This is a genomic window from Clostridium sp. AF50-3 (genome assembly GCF_003477445.1).
GTDB lineage: Bacteria > Bacillota > Clostridia > Lachnospirales > Lachnospiraceae > Otoolea > Otoolea fessa.
Map to the genome: position 1 here is coordinate 14,489 of NZ_QUDH01000026.1, position 17,989 is coordinate 32,477.

The following is a 17,989-nucleotide window of genomic DNA, read 5'->3' on the forward strand; positions in this document are numbered from 1 at the left end:
GCATCGATGCGCCTGTATGATGCGATCGAGGTAAAGAAGAACGGGGACAGTGAGGACCGGGCGTATGCCGGTGTCAATGTGGTGCGCGATTCGTTTGGAAATGTGACCCGGATGTATGTGCAGAAAGGCTATTCGGGAAACCGGCTTCTGTATGTGAGGGATAAAGATCAAGAGGAGGAAGATAGCAAAGGAGAAAATAACAATTATAAACGATATACGCAGGATGACCGGTTCAACGACCAGGGGAAAGGCAGATGGATTCTCAAGCGGGTTGAACGCGAAGATACAGACATTTTATATTACGATCTCGGGGCTCTGGAGGTATTTACGACACTCCGGGGCGTGCGGTATGCCTATAACGAAAAAGGCGAACCAGTGCGTCCGAAAGACAGCGAACCGATCTATGCGATGAAAGACGGCGTTCCATTTCTGGAAATTGTAAGCCCCAGCTATGAAGAAATGGTGTACAGCCGGAAAGAAAGGCGGTTTGAATACGTTCCTTCCGGGACAAAATTCTATCATCTGGCATCAGACGGAAGCCGGGACAGCGAGGTAGAACCGTACACGGGAATGGCATATGTGACGGAGGAAAAAACCGGCAAAACATTGGTGTGGGCGATCCAGGTATCTAAGGATCACTATGGAAATGTGATTGCCAGGGATAAGATAAAGACCGGCCGTGTGGCAACGATGTATGCTGATACGGAACAGGAGTACACGATTGGAACATATGACGGAGGTCTGCTGCAGCCCCATGTCAATCCGGTTTTGAATGAAAATGGGCTGCCGGTTTATTACCAGCGTTCCGCTCAGACCTATATTAAAGGATATCCCGTTTATGATCGGGATGGCGATTATGTGCGTTACCGATACAGCGATCTTCTCAGAGCTTACAATGCCAATGCATGGGATCTGCAGTTGAAGGCAGCACTCTATGATATTGGAAATGATCCGGAAAAACGGGAAGATGATCGACCGCTGTACCACCGTCAGGGTGAGGCGTATCTGATGGAAAACAGCTGGATAACCGGGGATGAAACGCCAAACGATCCGTTCCATACACGGATCAGAGATGGGCAGGTGGATGTTTTAAAACGCGTCCCGGCGGGAACGTATATTTTAGAGGAGACACGCGCCCCATCCGGCTATGCGAAACGGATGCCGACAGGGCTTACGGTAGAGGAAACCTGTGAGGTACAGGAGCTGCGCCTTACTAACCGCCCGATCACGGTGCAGATCGAAAAGATCGACGCGCCAGAACAATATCAGCAGCCAGTCCGGGACTATGATCACATTTTGAACGAATCGGATTCTAAGACCTGGGAGGAAGGAAAAGGGGGGTATACGTTTTCAAGTGTGGAAGGAGCCGTGTTAGCGCTCTATCCAGCAAAAAGAGTTGCGAGTGATGATTTGGAAACACATCCGTCCGGGTATTATCTGGAAAAGAAAGGGGAACTTCCGGCGAACTGGACGGTACTAGATGAGAGAAACCAGAAAAAGACAGTGACTGCCAAATGGACCGTCGGAAAGACGCCGATGGCATGGGAGGGGATTCCGGCAGGCGATTATATTCTCGAGGAGATAGAGACGCCTCTGGGATATCTGACAAATCAAATGGAGGTGGAAATCCAGGAAACTTCTAAGCTGCAGCTCATCACGATGCAGGAAGATCATATAAAAACCGCCTTTTTCAAATATGAGAAGAAGGATGGAAAAAAAGAATGTCTGCCGAATGCATATGCGGCGGAGCTGACCCTGTATGAGGCAGTGACAGATGAAAATGGAATTGTCATGGAGGCGGATGGAACACCGCGCTATGACCGGGAAAAACAGGTGACGAGATGGAAGACCGAAGATGCGAAAGCCTACAGCCAAGGAAGCGACAGCTTTGCAGCCCGCTATCAGAAGCTGTATGCAGAATATCATACAAGGTTCAACACGGTTACATGGTGTGGATATACCGCTGAAAAACAGGAAGAAACAGCGACAGAACAGGGCGAATCAGTGCGTCAGCTCTGGAATCTGGGAAATGGTTCACAGGTGCTTGTTCAGGCGACGAAAAATCTGCAGTTAGATGGAAAAGCAGGCTACAGCTATGATTTCCGATGGAATTACCAGGCGGAGGGAACTCTGGTCAGCTATGATACCTCCGATGGGATTCACCGGATTGATTATTTACCGCTGAATCCGACGAAAAATGATTTGGCTTCGAACAGAAAGAAAGGCTATTACGTTCTGGTGGAGACGAAAACACCAAGCGGCTATCAGAAAGCAGCACCGAAGCCGGTGATTGTCGAAGAAACTGCTGAAATTCAGCTTTACGGGCTGGAAAATAGGGCAAAGTCTGTCTATATTTCCAAGCTGGGAAGCTCAGGAGAGGCATCCGAAGAGGCAATTTATCTGGCAGGCGCAGAACTTGCTGTTTTCCGGGCGGCACAGGATGGAAGCCTGGTGCAGGAAAAAGAATATTTAGTGGAACGCTGGATTTCTGGATCGGATGGAAAGTTTACAGAGGAAGAAGCAGAAAAACAGGAGATTCCGGCAGGCTGGAAGGCAGGGGACTGGAAGCCGCATCGGATTTCTCCGATTGCCTATGGAGCTTATTATTTGGTGGAATTTTCGGCACCGGCAGGTTATCGCCTCATGGAACCTAAGAAATTTATTGTGGCGGCTGCTTCGGAGGAGATAATCGAAGCGGTTAATACGCTGAAACAGGGGCGGGTTCGGGTTGAAAAGGTGGATGAGAGAAAGCCAGAGGAAAAACTGGCAGGTGCGGTGTTTGAAGTGAAAAACAGAGAGACGGGAGAAAAGGTTCAGATGGAGACAGACGAGAGCGGTCAGGCGGAAAGCCCGTTTCTGCCAATCGGAACGATAGGGGAGAATGGAAGCTGGATTCCGTACCATTACGAAGTCCGTGAGACGATGCCGCCGGATGGATATCAACTTATTCCGCGCGTGTACGAGGTGCTGATGGAAGATCAGAAGGAATGCGAGGTGCTAACGTATAATCTGACGGTGCCGAATGAAACAACGAAAATCAAAATTTCCAAGATGGATTTCGATACGGGTCTCTTTGTGTCAGGAGCAAAGCTGGCAGTGTATGAAGCTGGATTTTTGGATGGTGTGTACGCTGAAGCGGGTGAGGCATTGGAATCCTGGATCTGCGATGGGAAAACACACGTGATAGAAGGAAAGCTGATTGCCGGGCACACGTATCTTCTGAAAGAACTGGAAGCGCCGGATGGATACACTGTGCAGAAACCGATGATTTTCACGGTGTCAGATACAGGCAGGGGGATTAACGCAGCCAGAGATGGTGCAAATGCGCTGGAGACAGAGACAGCAGACGGTTTATTTGACAGCATAACGTCTCTGCGGGTGCAGGGAAGAAAAGCACTTCGTCTGGTGAGAACACTGTGGGATTTGGACAGTGGGGAAGAATTTGTACTTTCTTCACTGATGGAAGCTTCTGCGCCTTATCTGGAACGAGAAAAATGTGAAAAAGAGGGGGTGGCGGAAGGACATCGTTTCGAACTGCGGGAGATCATTGAGTTCAGTGACGGCAGCCGTCGGACGATAGGAAAAAATACATTCCGTCTGAATTGGGATGAGAACGGACATTATCCGCTGACGCTTCGAACATTAAAAGGAACGAGGTATCGTCTGGAAGAATATCATCAGAAAGAGACAGATGGCAGGGAAGTGGAAAGCTGGATCCCGGAAAACAGAGATGGCCTGGGATATATCCATGAAATACGAAATCCGGAATACAGCGACCCATGTGGCATCCGCGCCGTTTCCCCGATTGGAAAAGACGGAGCAGCGGTGCTGCCGGGAAGTGTAATTGTATATGAAATTACATATCGGAACCAGTCAGATAAAAAAGAAAATATGAAGATTGGACTGGAAATTCCAGCTGGGTGTGAACTAATGACAGCGGCTTCGATGGGCGGAGCGGAACAAATAGGTGAATCCTGGTATTGGAATATAGAGAATGTGGCAGCCGGATCAGGAGGCATTTTGCGGGTGGCTGTTCTGGTTGGAGAGCATATAAATGAAAACGGACAGGAAAATCATTCTGGTATGACGGTAACGGCAACGATATGGGGAAAAACGGGCAAAAGCTATGAATCCTTCCATCCAATTCTATCTCCGGGCGCAATTGTTATCGCCGGGCGGGTGACGGGAACTGCTGCGGCGTTGTTAAGGCAGGTAGATATAACATATACGTTATACTTAAAGAATGCGGAGGGAAAAGAGCTTCCAGGCTTGATTTCGTACACAGGTTCTAAATCGGGAACGCTGCGAAGTGGAGGAAGCCTGACGCTTTCTTGTGGCGAATCGGTTGTTTTGACAGGAATGCCGTGGGGAACAAACTATGAGGTTCGGGCACAAGTTCCGGCACAGACTCCGGATGGACTGCCGATCGAGTGGAAGAGTACAGGAAGCACGGGACGGACCTCCCGGCAGGGAAATACAGTGCTCTGGGAATTTCATCAGAATGATCGGTCGGTGCGCGAAGTGCTCAAACGTGGGAATAGATACCGCCTGGTTGAACTGCTGGAACTGGACGGTGGAAAAACGGAAGAGGTGGAGTCGAATCAGATGATTTTTTCTCTGGGGGACGATGCACAGATAGATGGAATTGGAATGATAGATTCCCCGACAAAGCTGGTCTTTTCAAAGACAGATCTGGGCGGAACGGAGCTTCCGGGTGCTCAGATAGAGATTCTGGATCAGTCTGGAAATGTAATCGAATCATGGATTTCTGCGGATCATCCTCATGAGATTATTGGAACGTTGACACCGGGAAAGAGTTATATAATGCGCGAGACGGGAGCGCCGGATGGATTTGCGTATGCGGAAGAGATTCCGTTTACTGTTTCCGAGGATGGAACGGTCGAGCGGATTTCCATGCAGGATAAGCCGACGCACGTGGAAATCACAAAATACAGTGTGACGGGAGAAAAGGAACTGCCGGGGGCGCGGATGGAACTCTGGGAGGAGAAGGAAGGCGGAACCTTGGTTGATTCGTGGGTATCTGATCGGGGCGCCCATGTGATAAAAGGAAAGTTAAACGCTGGAAAAAACTATGTGCTGGTAGAAAAAACAGCGCCGGATGGGTACTGGAAAGCAGAAAAAGTGACATTTACGGTATCACTGGACGGTCGAGTCGATCAGGTGAAGATGTATGACAGACCGACGGAAGTGCAGGTGGAGAAGCGGAAATGGAGGGAGCAGAAAGGAGATAGCGAATTTGTAAAAGGTGCCCTCCTGAGGATTTCTGATGAGACTGGAAAGGTAATATTGGAATGGATTTCTGAAGAAAAGGAGAAATGTATACAGGGCATTTTAAAGGAGGGCTGCCGCTATATTCTGGAAGAGCTGGAAGCGCCGGAGGGCTACGAAAAAGCCGAACCAGTTTCATTTACGGTTTCAGAGGACGGAACGGTGACGGTTGTGCGGATGTATGACCGTTTGAAGCCGGAGAAGCCAGGGCGACCGGGACATGGTCAGCCGGAATATCCAAAGAAAGTGATAGAAGAGCTGAAAGAGGGCTATTTAACAGTTCACGTGCCAGAGTCGATCTGTGGAGAGGGGAAAATTGTTCTCGACGGCAGACAGATGAAGCCGCTTCCGAAGATGGGATATGGAGAATCAGCACCTGGGAAGTAGAAGGTGCTTATCAGGTCGAGGACGAAAAAGAGCGTCTGAATGAAGCAATTTCACTGATTTGGAAGTGGAAACTGGTGATTGGACTGATATGTATGAGCGCTGGGGCAGGGCTGGCGCTCGCAGAACGGCGAAGAAAGGAGGAAAATATAAAAAAGAATATGGAGAGGAATGATAAGGGCAAGGAGGAGTAAAAAAATAAGAGAAAAATCAAAATCGATCAGATGGCAGAAAAAGGGAAGGGAGGGATTTTATGGATCAGATGGCGAAAGGGCTGCTCTTCGGAGCAGCCGTACTGAGCCAGGCGGCTGCGGGATGTTTCCCCGCTGCCGCGGCATCCATCGATCGGGTCAGGATTCGGCTGGCAGCAGAAGAGCTGGATGAAATGGGAATGCCTGTTTTGGAGGCGGAAAGCCGGGACAGGGCATATAGCGTCACTGGTGTGGAACGAATCTCCGGTGATCCGGCAAGCGGACCGGCGATGGATGGGGCAGAGGTGGGAAAAAAAGAAAATGAACAATATAAAGGGAGCATACAAGCCGACTCTGAAAACATAGGTACCAAAGAAGTTTCTTTAGAAGAACGAAAGATAGCAGAAATCCATGCAGAAGAAGCTGCCCCGGAAATTCTATACGAAATAGAACTGGAATCCGACGCAGATAATCCGTTTTCCGTCCTTCGCCAGGAGGACATCCGGTTTTCAGGGCTTGGCGCGGTATGCAGCAAGGCAGTTCGGAAAGATAATGGCACTACATTGCTTTTGACGATCGAATTACAGGATGCCGGAGAGATAATAGGAACGGTGGATGCAGCAGACTGGGCGGAAAGGGGAATTGGCAGGTGGAAGAAAGCGCCGGGGGCTTCGGCATATTTGGTGATGCTTTACCGAGATGCAAAGCGTGTCGGACATCCGCATCGGACGAGTGCTGAACAGTATGATTTTGTACCGTTGATGCAGACCGCGGGCGTATATCATTTTAAAGTGATTCCTCTGACAAAGAAGGGAAAGCGCGGTCAGGCAGCAGAATCGGCATGGAGGAAAGTGACGGAGGCAGAGGCAGCTCAAAACCGGGAAGAATGGGGAGGGAAAAAGCCGGGATGGCAGCCAGAAGGGGAAATTCCATCGTATATTTTAAAAGATGGTGCATACCCGCAGATGGATTCTCTTTTGGTTGGGGAAAAGTATGAGCAGTTTAATGAAAAGGGAGAAACCATGTCGCGAACCGTAATATTTTGAGGATTTTCGTATAATTTATAAAAATCAGTTGAAAAAGCAGAAGAAATGTGATAGCATACCTCACATAAGTTCGTTCCTGTTTACTGAACCGTCCTGACGAGTGATCGAAGGTCAGTCAGGCAGGGACACTCTGGAGAGTCTCCAAAAAGGAGCGCCGAAGGTGTAAGACGGATGCACGTCCATGGTATTCGTTGATCTCTCAGGCAAAAGGACAGGGCATACAACCAATCACAATGGAACCAGGGGATGAGTTCTATTGTATGCATATGTTCTACTCTTTGGAGAGCTGATTTGTATCAGCTCTTATTTTATTACTCGATCCCGGATTTATAAAAGAGCCGGAATCGTAACGAAAACATAGAGGAGGATAAAAAATGGACACGATTTTGACACTGGTAAACAAAGGCAATGATTTTCTGTGGAGTTTTCTTCTGCTGATTCTGCTGTGTGGAACGGGCATCTATTACACGATTCGTCTCAAATTCATCCAGGTAAGAAAATTTGGCGAGGGCTGCAAGCATGTGTTTGGACATTTCAGCCTGAACGGAGAAAAACATGAAAAAGGGGAAATGAGCCCGTTTCAGTCGATCATGACGGCGATCGCAGCACAGGTTGGTACTGGTAACCTGGCAGGTGCGGCGACAGCGCTGTTTGGCGGCGGTCCGGGTGCAATCTTCTGGATGTGGCTGAGCGCGTTCTTCGGAATGGCGACCATCTACTCCGAGGCGGTTCTGGCACAGACCTACAAGACAGAGGTAAATGGTGAGGTGACAGGCGGACCTGTCTACTACATCAAGGCGGCATTTAAAGGTAATTTTGGAAAGGTATTATCCACTCTGTTTGCTATTTTTATTGTTTTAGCACTTGGGTTTATGGGCAATATGGTACAGTCCAACTCGATCGGTGCTGCGTTTACAGAGGTATTTCAGGTATATGGAATCAATATTCCGCCGATCACGATCGGTCTTGTGCTGGCAGTACTGGCAGGATTCATTTTCATTGGTGGAACCAAACGTCTGGCAGCTGTGGTAGAGAAGGTTGTGCCAGTTATGGCAGGCGTTTACATTGTAGGAAGCCTGATTCTGATTGGTCTTCATATCAATCACGTGCCGACAGCATTTATGATGATCATCAAGGGCGCATTTGATCCGAAAGCGGTAATGGGCGCTGGTGCTGGTATCACCGTCCGCGAAGCAATCCGTTTTGGTGTAGCGAGAGGACTTTTCTCCAATGAGGCAGGTATGGGTTCCACACCGCATGCTCACGCACGTGCGAAAGCAGAAAGCCCGCATCATCAGGGGCTTTGTGCGATGATCAGTGTCTTATTGATACATTTGTTATTTTAAATCTGACTGTATTTGCAGTCCTGACAACGGATGCGATGAGCTCCGGCAAGGATGGTACAGCGCTGACACAGGCGGCATTCATGCAGAGTTTTGGAAACTTTGGTTCTATTTTTATTGCGATCTGCCTGCTGTTCTTCGCATTTTCGACGATTCTGGGATGGCATTTCTTTGGCCTGACGAATGCGAAATATCTGTTCGGCGAGGGCGCGGCAAAGGTTTATTCCTTCATCGTTGTGATTTGTATTGTCATTGGTTCTATGTTAAAGGTAAATTTAGTATGGGCTTTGGCAGATTTCTTCAACGCGCTGATGGTTATTCCGAACGTTTTGGCATTACTTGCATTGAGTCATGTGGTTGTGGCGGCTGACCGGAAAGCGGAAGCGATCACGAAAAATGTGACACAGGCATATCGGGCTGCAGAAGAAAAGTAAGAGCAAATAAAAAAAAGAGAAGATAAAAGGTAACTGTTCAGTAGGTCTGCGCATTTACTGCGCTGACCGTACGAAAACATGGGGCAGCAGGCAAAAATCCCATTGCTGTAGGCAATTTTTAATGGATTTTTGCGCGTGACTGTGAAGGTACTGAACAGTTACGATAAAAGTGAATTGTAAGCGTAAAAAGCGAGCATTAAACAATCATTCAAAAAAGACCTGCTTATGTAGTGAAATACATAGGCGGGTCTTTTTTATGAAAATGAAAACAAATAAAAAACCAAAAGTCCCTAAACAGCTGCCATTACCTTCCGCTCTCTGCAAAAACAAGGAGTCTCCCTCGTTGCTGTCTGCTTTTCAAGCATTTCATCAGTCAATTTACGGACAGACTGCAAAATTCTCAGATGTGTCTCCAGAGGGAGTGCATCAACGGTCAGTTCCGCTTTTTTCGTGCATCCATCCACACCGCCTGCTGCCACAACCCGGCGGAGCAATTCTGTCTCGGTGCGGTCAGACGGGAGAAGATTTCGTCCTAATTTCAGGGAGAGCAGGGAGGCAATGCCCCAGCCCCACCAGTTGGAAACACCGCTTGCCAGCGTCAGGTCTGCTGCTTCTGCGGTGCAGATAAGTTCGCCATGTGGAACTCCTGAGAGAATTTCACGGCGGAAGGTCCCCATTCCCATCTCGTTGCCGCCATCTCCGATGGAAATGACCGTGGCACCAGCTTCTCTGGCAGCAGACAGGAAAAGAGCCGAATCCGTGATCATGTCGTCGAGCTGTTCACCGCGCATGCTGTGATAATGTCCATTTTCAGCTTTGCCTGGGCGCTCCAGGCTGATCAGATGGGTCGGTTTTGCATCACGGATAAAGGTGCGGATAAAGTTATCCGTATTCTGTTCCGGCAGACGGATCAAGGTTGCCTGCGGAGCGCGGAAGCGGAGAGCCGCTTCCAGATGCGGATAAGAAGACCAGTCGGTTACGACTGACACGCCGCAGCCAGCTGCCGTCAGCGCTGCTGCGAGGTTGGCAGTTCCGGAAGGTCCATCCGTCTCGCCGGTAATAGAACCGTCTGGCATTCGAACCGGGAAACCGGTCAGAAGAACGGCTCTTTTCGCATGGGCGAGAGAAGCAGACACAGCCGCAAGTGGGGAAGCAGGCAGAGATGCTAAAAGTCCGCGACCGCCAAAATCCTGTTTCATAATTGAATCTAAAGTTTCATAAAAAGTCATGGTATCAATCCTCCAGGTATATACTGCATTGTGCAGAAATTGACAGGGGATTTTCTATCTGGATGATTCGAGCGCTTATTTACTGGATAATTTCCAAATCAAAAAAGATTGGCAGCAATCCGGTATGGTAGCTGTATCGGAATCATGTGCAATAAAAAAAGACCCACGTATCCTGTAAGATTCATGGCTCTTATTTACGAAGGGAGCATCCGGGCAGGAGTCCCGATAAATAAAAGAATCTATTTTATTATAATTGTATTGTAAATGAAAAATATCAGACTGTCAATTCCAAATTCATTTTACGGCTGACAGAAAGCAAAATTTGGAATATAATAAAAAAATGGGGTAACTGTTCAGTAGGTCAGCGCATTTACTGCGCTGACCGTACGAAAATATGGGTCAGCAGGCAAAAATCCCATTGCCGTAGGCAATTTTTAATGGATTTTTGCTTGTGGCTGTGAAGGTACTGAACAGCTACAAAATAGGCATATAAACAAGCTCAGAAATAAAAGCAGACAAGAAAATGGATAGAGAGAATGAAACGAGAATCAAATGAGAGAAAAAAAGAAAATGACCGCGCCGCATCGTTCATGCGCTTCTGCGAGGTAGTCCGCCATCTCCGTGCCGAGGACGGCTGTCCGTGGGATCGGGCGCAGACGCATACATCGCTGAAACCGTACTGCATTGAAGAAGCGGCAGAGGTGATTGGCGGTATCAATATCTGGGAGGCGACCGGCGATGCGGAGAACCTGAAAGAAGAACTGGGGGATTTAATGCTGCAGATTCTTCTTCACGCGCAGATCGCGGAGGAAGAAGGACTGTTTACGATACGGGAGGTCATGGATGGCGCCAGTGAAAAAATGATCCGCCGCCATCCGCACGTGTTTGGTAAGTCGATGCTGTCCGAACAGGGAGAACCGGTCACGGATTGGGATGCAATCAAGAAGCAGGAAAAAGCCGGAAAAGAGTGGACGGAAGCGTATCTTCCGGGAGCGCTGGAAGAGGCGGAGAAACTGCTCGAGCGGGCAGAGGAGCGGAAAGGCATCAAAAAATAATGTTTGAGGTGCCTTCAATCTGAAATAAATAGAAAAATCTATATATAATAAAAAGGCATTCGGTCAAAATGGAATGCCTTTTTTGAATCCTTGTAAACTTGTAAAGCGCGAAGTGATGGGATTTTCAAACGATGCCAATATGAATGATAAGATTTCCCGTTCATTTATAAATGCTAATTCGTACTTTTCGGCAAAGACTGACTTTCCTTTACGAGATCCTCTAAAGTAATATTATAGAAGAAATTGTGTACAACCTGATCAAAGCGTTTCCACATCGGCAGGGTCACACAGCTTGTCTGACGTTCGCACGGCGGCGCATCCGGTGCAAGGCAGGCAACGGAAGAGAGAGAGCCTTCGGTCAGTTCCAGAATCTCTCCGGCGGTATATTCATTCATCGGACGGGTCAGACGGTAACCGCCGCCTTTGCCGCGCTGTCCTTCCAGTAATTTATTTTTGACCAGAACCTTCAAGATGATTTCCAGATACTTTTCAGAAATCTGCTGACGGGTGGCAATTTCATTCAGTGGTATATATCCAGCAGAATTTTGTTCCGCCAGATCGATCATAACGCGCAGGGCGTATCTTCCTTTTGTTGATATCATTCGGTAACCTCCTTACTATTAACCAATTATAACGCAAGGTAATAGGACTTTCAAGGAGAAAAGCGTGGAAAACAAAGAAAAAAAGTTTTTTCCTAATACCTATTGACAAAGTTGGTTTATAAGAGTATCATTAAGCCATCGAGTTCGGAAAGAACATGAAAATGAAAAGGAGGCAGATACAATGGCAAGACAGAATATTTTATGGAACGGAAATCTGATGTGTTGTTGTCGAATGTGTAATTCCCGGGCATTTTATATGGTCAGGTAAATTTGCATATCTGCCGTTCAAGAGAATGACAACGATTTAAGATGCAAGCCATTTGCCCGGGAGCTTAAAGAAGATTAAGCGGTCCGGCTTTTTATTTACCCAAAAAGCCAAATATACATTTGCATAAGCAAATATAATATTGCGGAAAAAGCAATTATTTTATAGAAAGCTTGAAAATAAATGGAAAAACGCTTGCTCAAATAAAAAAATGAATATAAAATAAAAACGAATTTACATACTAGGAAATAAACTTCCAGAAAAAGAAAGAGAGGTATTTTGAGATGGGAAACTATAGATTTGAGACTCTTCAGTTACACGTAGGTCAGGAGCAGCCGGATCCGGCAACCGATTCTAGAGCCGTTCCGATTTATCAGACCACTTCTTATGTATTTAAAAATTCCGCCCATGCGGCAGCACGTTTTGGTCTGGCAGATGCCGGTAACATTTACGGACGTCTGACCAACTCCACACAGGATGTATTTGAGAAGAGAATCGCAGCACTGGAGGGCGGCGTTGCAGCACTGGCAACCGCATCCGGCGCAGCTGCTATTACATATACAATCGAGGCACTGGCAGCAGACGGCGGTCACATCGTAGCACAGAAGACCATCTACGGCGGCAGCTATAACCTTTTAGAGCATACACTTTCCCATTTCGGTGTATCTACAACTTTCGTAGATGCTCATAATCTGGAAGCGGTAGAAGGTGCAATTCAGGAAAATACCCGTGCTATCTATCTGGAGACTCTCGGAAATCCGAATAGTGATATCCCGGACATCGACGCGATCGCTGAGATTGCACACAAACACGGACTTCCGTTAGTCATTGACAATACATTTGGTACACCGTACCTGATTCGCCCGATCGAGCATGGCGCAGACATTGTCGTACATTCCGCTACCAAGTTCATCGGCGGACACGGAACCACTCTGGGCGGCATCATCGTAGATTCCGGTAAATTTGACTGGAAAGCAAGCGGCAAATATCCGGCAATCGCAGATCCGAATCCGAGCTACCACGGCGTATCTTTCGTAGAGGCAGCAGGTCCGGCAGCATTCGTTACCTACATCCGTGCGATCCTTCTGCGTGATATGGGCGCTACGATTTCCCCGTTCAACGCATTCCTGCTTCTTCAGGGAACTGAGACATTGTCTCTGCGTATCGACCGTCATGTGGAAAATACCAAGAAGGTTGTTGAGTACCTGTCCAAACATCCGTTAGTAGAGCACGTAAATCATCCGTCTCTGCCGAATCATCCGGATCATGCCCTGTATGAGAAATATTTCCCGAACGGCGGCGCTTCTATATTCACCTTTGAGATCAAGGGCGGACAGGCAGAAGCTCATAAGTTCATCGACAACCTGCAGCTCTTTTCCCTGTTAGCAAACGTAGCAGATGTAAAGAGCCTGGTTATCCATCCAGCAACAACAACCCACTCCCAGCTGACCGACGAGGAGCTGGCAGATCAGGGCATTAAGCAGAACACCATCCGTCTGTCCATTGGTACCGAGCATATCGACGATATCATCGAGGATCTGGAGCGTGGATTTGCAGCTCTGAAATAAGTAAGAGTGTGTCGGGCTGAGAATCCGAGCATATACATAATAAATGGTAAATTGATAAAATGCGGTGTCATCTGCCAACTCTTCTTTAAGCAGGGAAGAACGGCAGATAACGCTGCATTTTTACTATTCCATTTTGGAAGAAAACGGCGTAGAAAAATTCATGCCAAACTGCCCTTTACAGGGTAAAATGCTGAATTGTTGGGATTTAAGGAGGAAACGGGGAGGCGAGTCTTGACAATAAGGGCGGGTAAGTGGTAATTTATCAGATAGAAGGATACAGAGCTGTACATTTGTGATATAGGGGGGCTCTGGATTCCACCATAAAATTTAAGAATGAGGTGCAAAAAATGCAGGAGATGAAACCGATTAAAGAAGGAAAAGTCCGTGAAATTTATGACAATGGAGACAGCCTGATTATGGTTGCAACGGATCGTATCAGTTGCTTTGATGTTATCTTACATAATGAAGTGACAAACAAAGGCAAAGTACTGACACAGATGTCCAAGTTCTGGTTTGACCTGACGAAAGACATTATCCCGAATCACATGATTTCCGTAGATGTAAAAGACATGCCGGAATTCTTCCAGCAGGAGAAATTCGAAGGAAAGAGCATGATGTGCCGTAAGCTTGAGATGCTTCCGATTGAGTGCATCGTCCGCGGTTATATCACAGGAAGCGGCTGGGCAAGCTACCAGAAGACCGGAAAGGTTTGTGGAATTGAACTGCCGGAAGGCTTAAAAGAGTCTGACAAACTGCCGGAGCCGATCTACACACCGTCCACTAAGGCAGAGATTGGCGATCATGATGAAAACATCTCCTATGAGCAGAGCGTAGATCATCTGGAAAAATACTTCCCGGGCAAGGGAAAAGAGTATGCAGATAAGCTGCGTGAATACACGATTGCACTTTACAAAAAATGTGCGGAGTACGCACTGGAAAAAGGTATCATTATCGCAGATACCAAGTTTGAGTTCGGTCTGGATGAGAATGGCAACATCGTTCTTGGTGATGAGATGCTGACTCCGGACAGCTCCCGTTTCTGGCCGGCACAGGGCTACGAGGCAGGACATTCCCAGCCGTCCTTCGACAAGCAGTTTGCACGCGATTGGCTGACCGCTCATCCGGGCAATGACTGGACACTCCCGCAGGAGATTGTGGACAAGACTATTGAAAAATATCTTCAGAGCTATGAGATGCTGACCGGCGAAAAGCTGGCATAAGCGGATCGCTCGATGCAGCCGGTCAGGTAGCGGAAGAAAATGCATTGAATAAAAGAAAAAAAGCTGCTGTGAAAAGGATGAAATTCTTGTTTCGCGGCAGCTTTTATATATAGAAAATAGAAAACAAATGTATCGATAGTTCGCGCTCAGCAGCAGGGGGACTGTTTACAGATGGGTGCTTTTGAAAGGGGAAATGAAAGATGCGCGATTTTATGGATTTGTTTAGCTTAAAGGGGAAGAAAGCGATCGTCACGGGTGGAACCAGAGGGCTCGGCTATGGCATGGCAGAGGGACTGTGCAGAGCGGGGGCGGAGGTTGCCATTTTGGGAACAAGTGAGAAGGTGCGGGAGAGCGCAGATGCGCTTGCACGGATAACCGGGGCGGTGGTTCACGGAATAGTGGGAGATCTGGTAAGAGAAGAGGAGGTTCCGGATATCTATAATCATCTGGTGGAAAGCCTTGACGGTCAGGCGGATATATTGGTAAACTGTGCGGGAGTTCAGCACCGGTGCGTGGCAGAAGATTTTCCGATGGAAGAGTGGAATCGGGTTCTGCGAGTAAATTTAGGTGCTATGTTCCAGATGTCTCAGCTGGCGGCGCGGGATATGCTGCAGCGTGGATACGGCAGAATTATTAATGTGGCATCGATGACATCCTTTTTCGGAAGTGTGATGATACCGGCATACGCGGCAAGTAAGGGTGGCGTGGCGCAGCTCACGAAAGCCTGCTCTAATGAATGGTCGTCGCGTGGTGTGACCGTCAATGCGATCGCACCTGGTTATATGGAGACAAAGCTCACATCGGATATGAAAGCCAAAAATCCGGGTCAGTATGAAGAGGTAACGGCGCGGATCCCGATGCACCGCTGGGGGAAGGCGGAGGATCTGGCAGGAATTACCGTGTTTTTAGCGAGTGACGCGGCAGAATATATAACGGGAGCGGTAATCCCGGTGGATGGCGGCTACCTGGCGAAGTAAACGAGAGAAAAGGAAAGAAATATGAATCTATTTGATATAGTAGGTCCGGTGATGGTCGGACCGTCCAGTTCCCACACAGCGGGCGCGGTTCGGATTGGATTTGTGGCGCAGAAGCTTCTTGGGGAACCGGTTAAGCGGGCACGGATTGGTCTGTACGGCTCATTTCTGGCAACGGGAACCGGACACGGAACCCAGAAAGCACTGATTGCGGGACTTTTAGGGATGGCGCCGGATGACATGCGGATTCCGGACAGCTTCCACCTGGCAGAGGAGAAGGGGATTGAGTTTTCCTTTGATGAAGCCAATTTAAAAGAGGCGCATCCAAATTCGGCGGAACTGGAGCTTGAGGGCATTTCCGGGCGCAGTCTGACGGTAGTAGGTGAATCACTGGGCGGTTCCCGGATCAATATTGCGAAGGTTGATGGGATCGATGCTAATTTTTCCGGCAGTTATCCAACCTTGGTTGTCCACAATGACGATCAGCCGGGACATGTGGCGGATGTGACGGCGATGCTGGCGCACAAATCGATCAACATTGCGACGATGCAGCTCTACCGTGCGGCGCGCGGCGGCATGGCAGTGATGGTTATTGAGTGTGATCAAGAGATTCCGGAAGAAGGGCTTGTGTGGCTGCGCCGCCAGGAGGGCATCAGGAAGGTAACGTATTTAAGTCTTCGATAGGAAGGGTTCATATAAGAAAAGGAATGGAACGGGAAAATGGAAATGTTATATCATTCAGTGAATGATCTAATCCGCTTAGCGAACGAATATCAGATTCCGCTTTGGAAGGTGGTTCTTCTGGCGGATGTGCAGGAACGCCAGGTGACGGTGGAAGAATCGTTTGAAACAATGCGGCAGATGTATCAGGCGATGCGCCAGGCAGATCAGGAATACGACGGCTCGATCGTCTCGGCAAGTGGAATGGCGGGCGGCGACGGAGAAAAACTGCACGCATACAATGCCTCCGGTCGCAGCCTGGCGGGCGGATACATGGGGCTTGTGATGGAAAAAGCGGTGAAAATGGGAGAGTCCAACGCCTGTATGAAACGAATCGTGGCGGCTCCGACGGCGGGCGCATGCGGGGTGATTCCGGCGGTATTTTTGTCGTATGAGGAATATTGTAAGGAAACGGAGAACCGGATGGTCGAGGCACTCTTTGTCAGTGCAGGAATCGGTGCGGTTATTGCAGAAAATGCGAGCATCGCCGGTGCATCGGGTGGATGCCAGGCGGAGATTGGTTCAGCAAGTGCGATGGCAGCAGGGGGGCTGGCATATCTGCAGGGCGGCGATGCGGAGTGTATCGCGAATGCAGCGGCATTTGCCCTCAAAAATATGTTGGGACTAACCTGTGATCCGGTCTGTGGTCTGGTTGAAGTTCCGTGTATCAAGCGGAATTCCGCCGGCGCCGTCAATGCGGCGGTCAGTGCGCAGATGGCAATGGCGGGAATCAAGAGTGCAATCCCGGCAGAAGAGGTCATCGATTCCATGCGTCGGATCGGCAATGCGCTTCCGGCTGCTTTACGCGAGACGAGTGAAGGCGGTCTGGCAGTGACCGAGAGTGCCAGAAAGATAGCGGAACGGATGGGAAAGAAGGAACACATTGCTAAGAAAACCCGGGAAAGCAATGAAAATCAATAGAACCAGACAGCACGCGATTGCAGAACCTGTCAGAACTGTTCCGGCTGCTGATGAGAAGATAAAATTGTAGAAGAAAGAGCAGCAATATAGAAAAAGCTCTGTTTAAATGATACCAGAATATTCTTAAAAATCACAAAAAAATATATAAAATAGCAAATTTAGAAAAATGCTTGACTTTCTGGGAATGCTCTGGTATCATAACATACGTCCTTGAGACAAGGACAAAAACAAAACACGAAACGAAAGAAATGATTTGAAGATTCTTGATGAAGTCAGAAAAATTTCAAAAAACGTGGATTTGTAAAAAAATAAAAAAGTGTTGACAAAAGCAAAAACTTTTGATAAACTATAAAAGTTGCTGCTGAGGCAACAACAAAGAACCTTGAAAACTGAACAGTATGTAAAACCCTGAAAATTCTAAGAACAAAGGCTTTTGGTTAAGCCTTGAAGTTTAAGAGAACATTCAGAACAAAACCAAAACAACAGTAATAACGGTTAAAATTAGCCAAGCGAAATTTTGACTGGAATCAAAACTTTAACATGAGAGTTTGATCCTGGCTCAGGATGAACGCTGGCGGCGTGCTTAACACATGCAAGTCGAACGAAGCAATTTAGCGGAAGTTTTCGGATGGAAGTTAAATTGACTGAGTGGCGGACGGGTGAGTAACGCGTGGGTAACCTGCCTCACACTGGGGGACAACAGTTAGAAATGACTGCTAATACCGCATAAGCGCACAGGACCGCATGG

Annotated in this window: 10 protein-coding genes, 1 rRNA gene, 1 pseudogene and 1 riboswitch; of the genes and pseudogenes, 10 read left to right on the forward strand and 2 right to left on the reverse strand. The window is 48.0% G+C overall.

Annotation, left to right across the window (positions count from 1 at the left end; translation table 11 throughout):
* The first annotated feature begins 6 nt into the window (after positions 1 to 6).
* The 3 genes and pseudogenes from DW085_RS17925 (at position 7) to DW085_RS17935 (ending at position 8,687) form a co-directional block, all read left to right on the forward strand.
* Entirely contained in the window at positions 7 to 5,676 is a 5,670-nt protein-coding gene (locus DW085_RS17925; protein ID WP_118494230.1) for a prealbumin-like fold domain-containing protein, read from the forward strand.
* Positions 5,677 to 5,926: 250 nt separating this feature from the next.
* Positions 5,927 to 6,910 carry a hypothetical protein gene (locus DW085_RS17930; protein ID WP_118494232.1) on the forward strand — a complete coding sequence of 328 codons (984 nt, stop codon included), beginning with the start codon at positions 5,927 to 5,929 and terminating at the stop codon, positions 6,908 to 6,910.
* A gap of 120 nt (positions 6,911 to 7,030) precedes the next feature.
* A riboswitch (glycine riboswitch) is annotated at positions 7,031 to 7,135 on the forward strand.
* Between the two features lie 149 nt (positions 7,136 to 7,284).
* A pseudogene (locus tag DW085_RS17935) lies at positions 7,285 to 8,687 on the forward strand (sodium:alanine symporter family protein).
* A gap of 290 nt (positions 8,688 to 8,977) precedes the next feature.
* On the opposite strand, the gene DW085_RS17940 reads toward DW085_RS17935, so the two are convergent.
* Positions 8,978 to 9,916, reverse strand: a complete 939-nt coding sequence (locus tag DW085_RS17940) for a DUF4392 domain-containing protein (RefSeq protein WP_118494235.1) — start codon at positions 9,914 to 9,916, stop codon at positions 8,978 to 8,980.
* Between the two features lie 536 nt (positions 9,917 to 10,452).
* On the opposite strand from DW085_RS17940, the gene DW085_RS17945 reads away from it, so the two are divergent.
* On the forward strand, positions 10,453 to 10,971 hold the full coding sequence (locus DW085_RS17945) for a MazG nucleotide pyrophosphohydrolase domain-containing protein (protein WP_182426224.1): 519 nt from the start codon (positions 10,453 to 10,455) through the stop codon (positions 10,969 to 10,971).
* Positions 10,972 to 11,144: 173 nt separating this feature from the next.
* Here the strand turns inward: DW085_RS17945 and DW085_RS17950 are convergent, their stop codons facing one another.
* Entirely contained in the window at positions 11,145 to 11,573 is a 429-nt protein-coding gene (locus DW085_RS17950; protein ID WP_118293863.1) for an Rrf2 family transcriptional regulator, read from the reverse strand.
* A gap of 549 nt (positions 11,574 to 12,122) precedes the next feature.
* On the opposite strand from DW085_RS17950, the gene DW085_RS17955 reads away from it, so the two are divergent.
* The 6 genes from DW085_RS17955 to DW085_RS17980 form a co-directional block, all read left to right on the forward strand.
* Complete coding sequence (locus DW085_RS17955; RefSeq protein WP_107000465.1) at positions 12,123 to 13,406, forward strand: O-acetylhomoserine aminocarboxypropyltransferase/cysteine synthase family protein; 1,284 nt, start codon at positions 12,123 to 12,125, stop codon at positions 13,404 to 13,406.
* Positions 13,407 to 13,753: 347 nt separating this feature from the next.
* A complete protein-coding gene (locus DW085_RS17960; protein WP_022359439.1) occupies positions 13,754 to 14,626 on the forward strand; it encodes a phosphoribosylaminoimidazolesuccinocarboxamide synthase in 873 nt (290 codons plus the stop codon).
* Positions 14,627 to 14,826: 200 nt separating this feature from the next.
* Entirely contained in the window at positions 14,827 to 15,603 is a 777-nt protein-coding gene (locus DW085_RS17965) for an SDR family oxidoreductase (RefSeq protein WP_118293862.1), read from the forward strand.
* A 21-nt stretch (positions 15,604 to 15,624) separates the two neighbouring features.
* Complete coding sequence (gene sdaAB / locus DW085_RS17970) at positions 15,625 to 16,284, forward strand: L-serine ammonia-lyase, iron-sulfur-dependent subunit beta (RefSeq protein WP_118494238.1); 660 nt, start codon at positions 15,625 to 15,627, stop codon at positions 16,282 to 16,284.
* Between the two features lie 42 nt (positions 16,285 to 16,326).
* Positions 16,327 to 17,241 (forward strand): L-serine ammonia-lyase, iron-sulfur-dependent, subunit alpha, encoded by a 915-nt coding sequence (gene sdaAA, locus DW085_RS17975; protein WP_118494241.1) that lies wholly within the window; start codon positions 16,327 to 16,329, stop codon positions 17,239 to 17,241.
* Positions 17,242 to 17,777: 536 nt separating this feature from the next.
* Positions 17,778 to 17,989: ribosomal RNA gene (locus DW085_RS17980) — 16S ribosomal RNA — on the forward strand; the annotation flags it as partial.

Excerpts from the sequence above, each read along its gene's own strand:
- DW085_RS17965 (WP_118293862.1), top strand. The coding sequence starts at position 14,827 with ATGCGCGATTTTATGGATTTGTTTAGCTTAAAGGGGAAGAAAGCGATC.
- DW085_RS17950 (WP_118293863.1), bottom strand. The coding sequence starts at position 11,573 with ATGATATCAACAAAAGGAAGATACGCCCTGCGCGTTATGATCGATCTG.
- DW085_RS17940 (WP_118494235.1), bottom strand. The coding sequence starts at position 9,916 with ATGACTTTTTATGAAACTTTAGATTCAATTATGAAACAGGATTTTGGC.
- DW085_RS17925 (WP_118494230.1), top strand. The coding sequence starts at position 7 with ATGCGCCTGTATGATGCGATCGAGGTAAAGAAGAACGGGGACAGTGAG.
- DW085_RS17960 (WP_022359439.1), top strand. The coding sequence starts at position 13,754 with ATGCAGGAGATGAAACCGATTAAAGAAGGAAAAGTCCGTGAAATTTAT.
- sdaAB (WP_118494238.1), top strand. The coding sequence starts at position 15,625 with ATGAATCTATTTGATATAGTAGGTCCGGTGATGGTCGGACCGTCCAGT.
- DW085_RS17955 (WP_107000465.1), top strand. The coding sequence starts at position 12,123 with ATGGGAAACTATAGATTTGAGACTCTTCAGTTACACGTAGGTCAGGAG.
- DW085_RS17930 (WP_118494232.1), top strand. The coding sequence starts at position 5,927 with ATGGATCAGATGGCGAAAGGGCTGCTCTTCGGAGCAGCCGTACTGAGC.
- sdaAA (WP_118494241.1), top strand. The coding sequence starts at position 16,327 with ATGTTATATCATTCAGTGAATGATCTAATCCGCTTAGCGAACGAATAT.
- DW085_RS17945 (WP_182426224.1), top strand. The coding sequence starts at position 10,453 with ATGAAACGAGAATCAAATGAGAGAAAAAAAGAAAATGACCGCGCCGCA.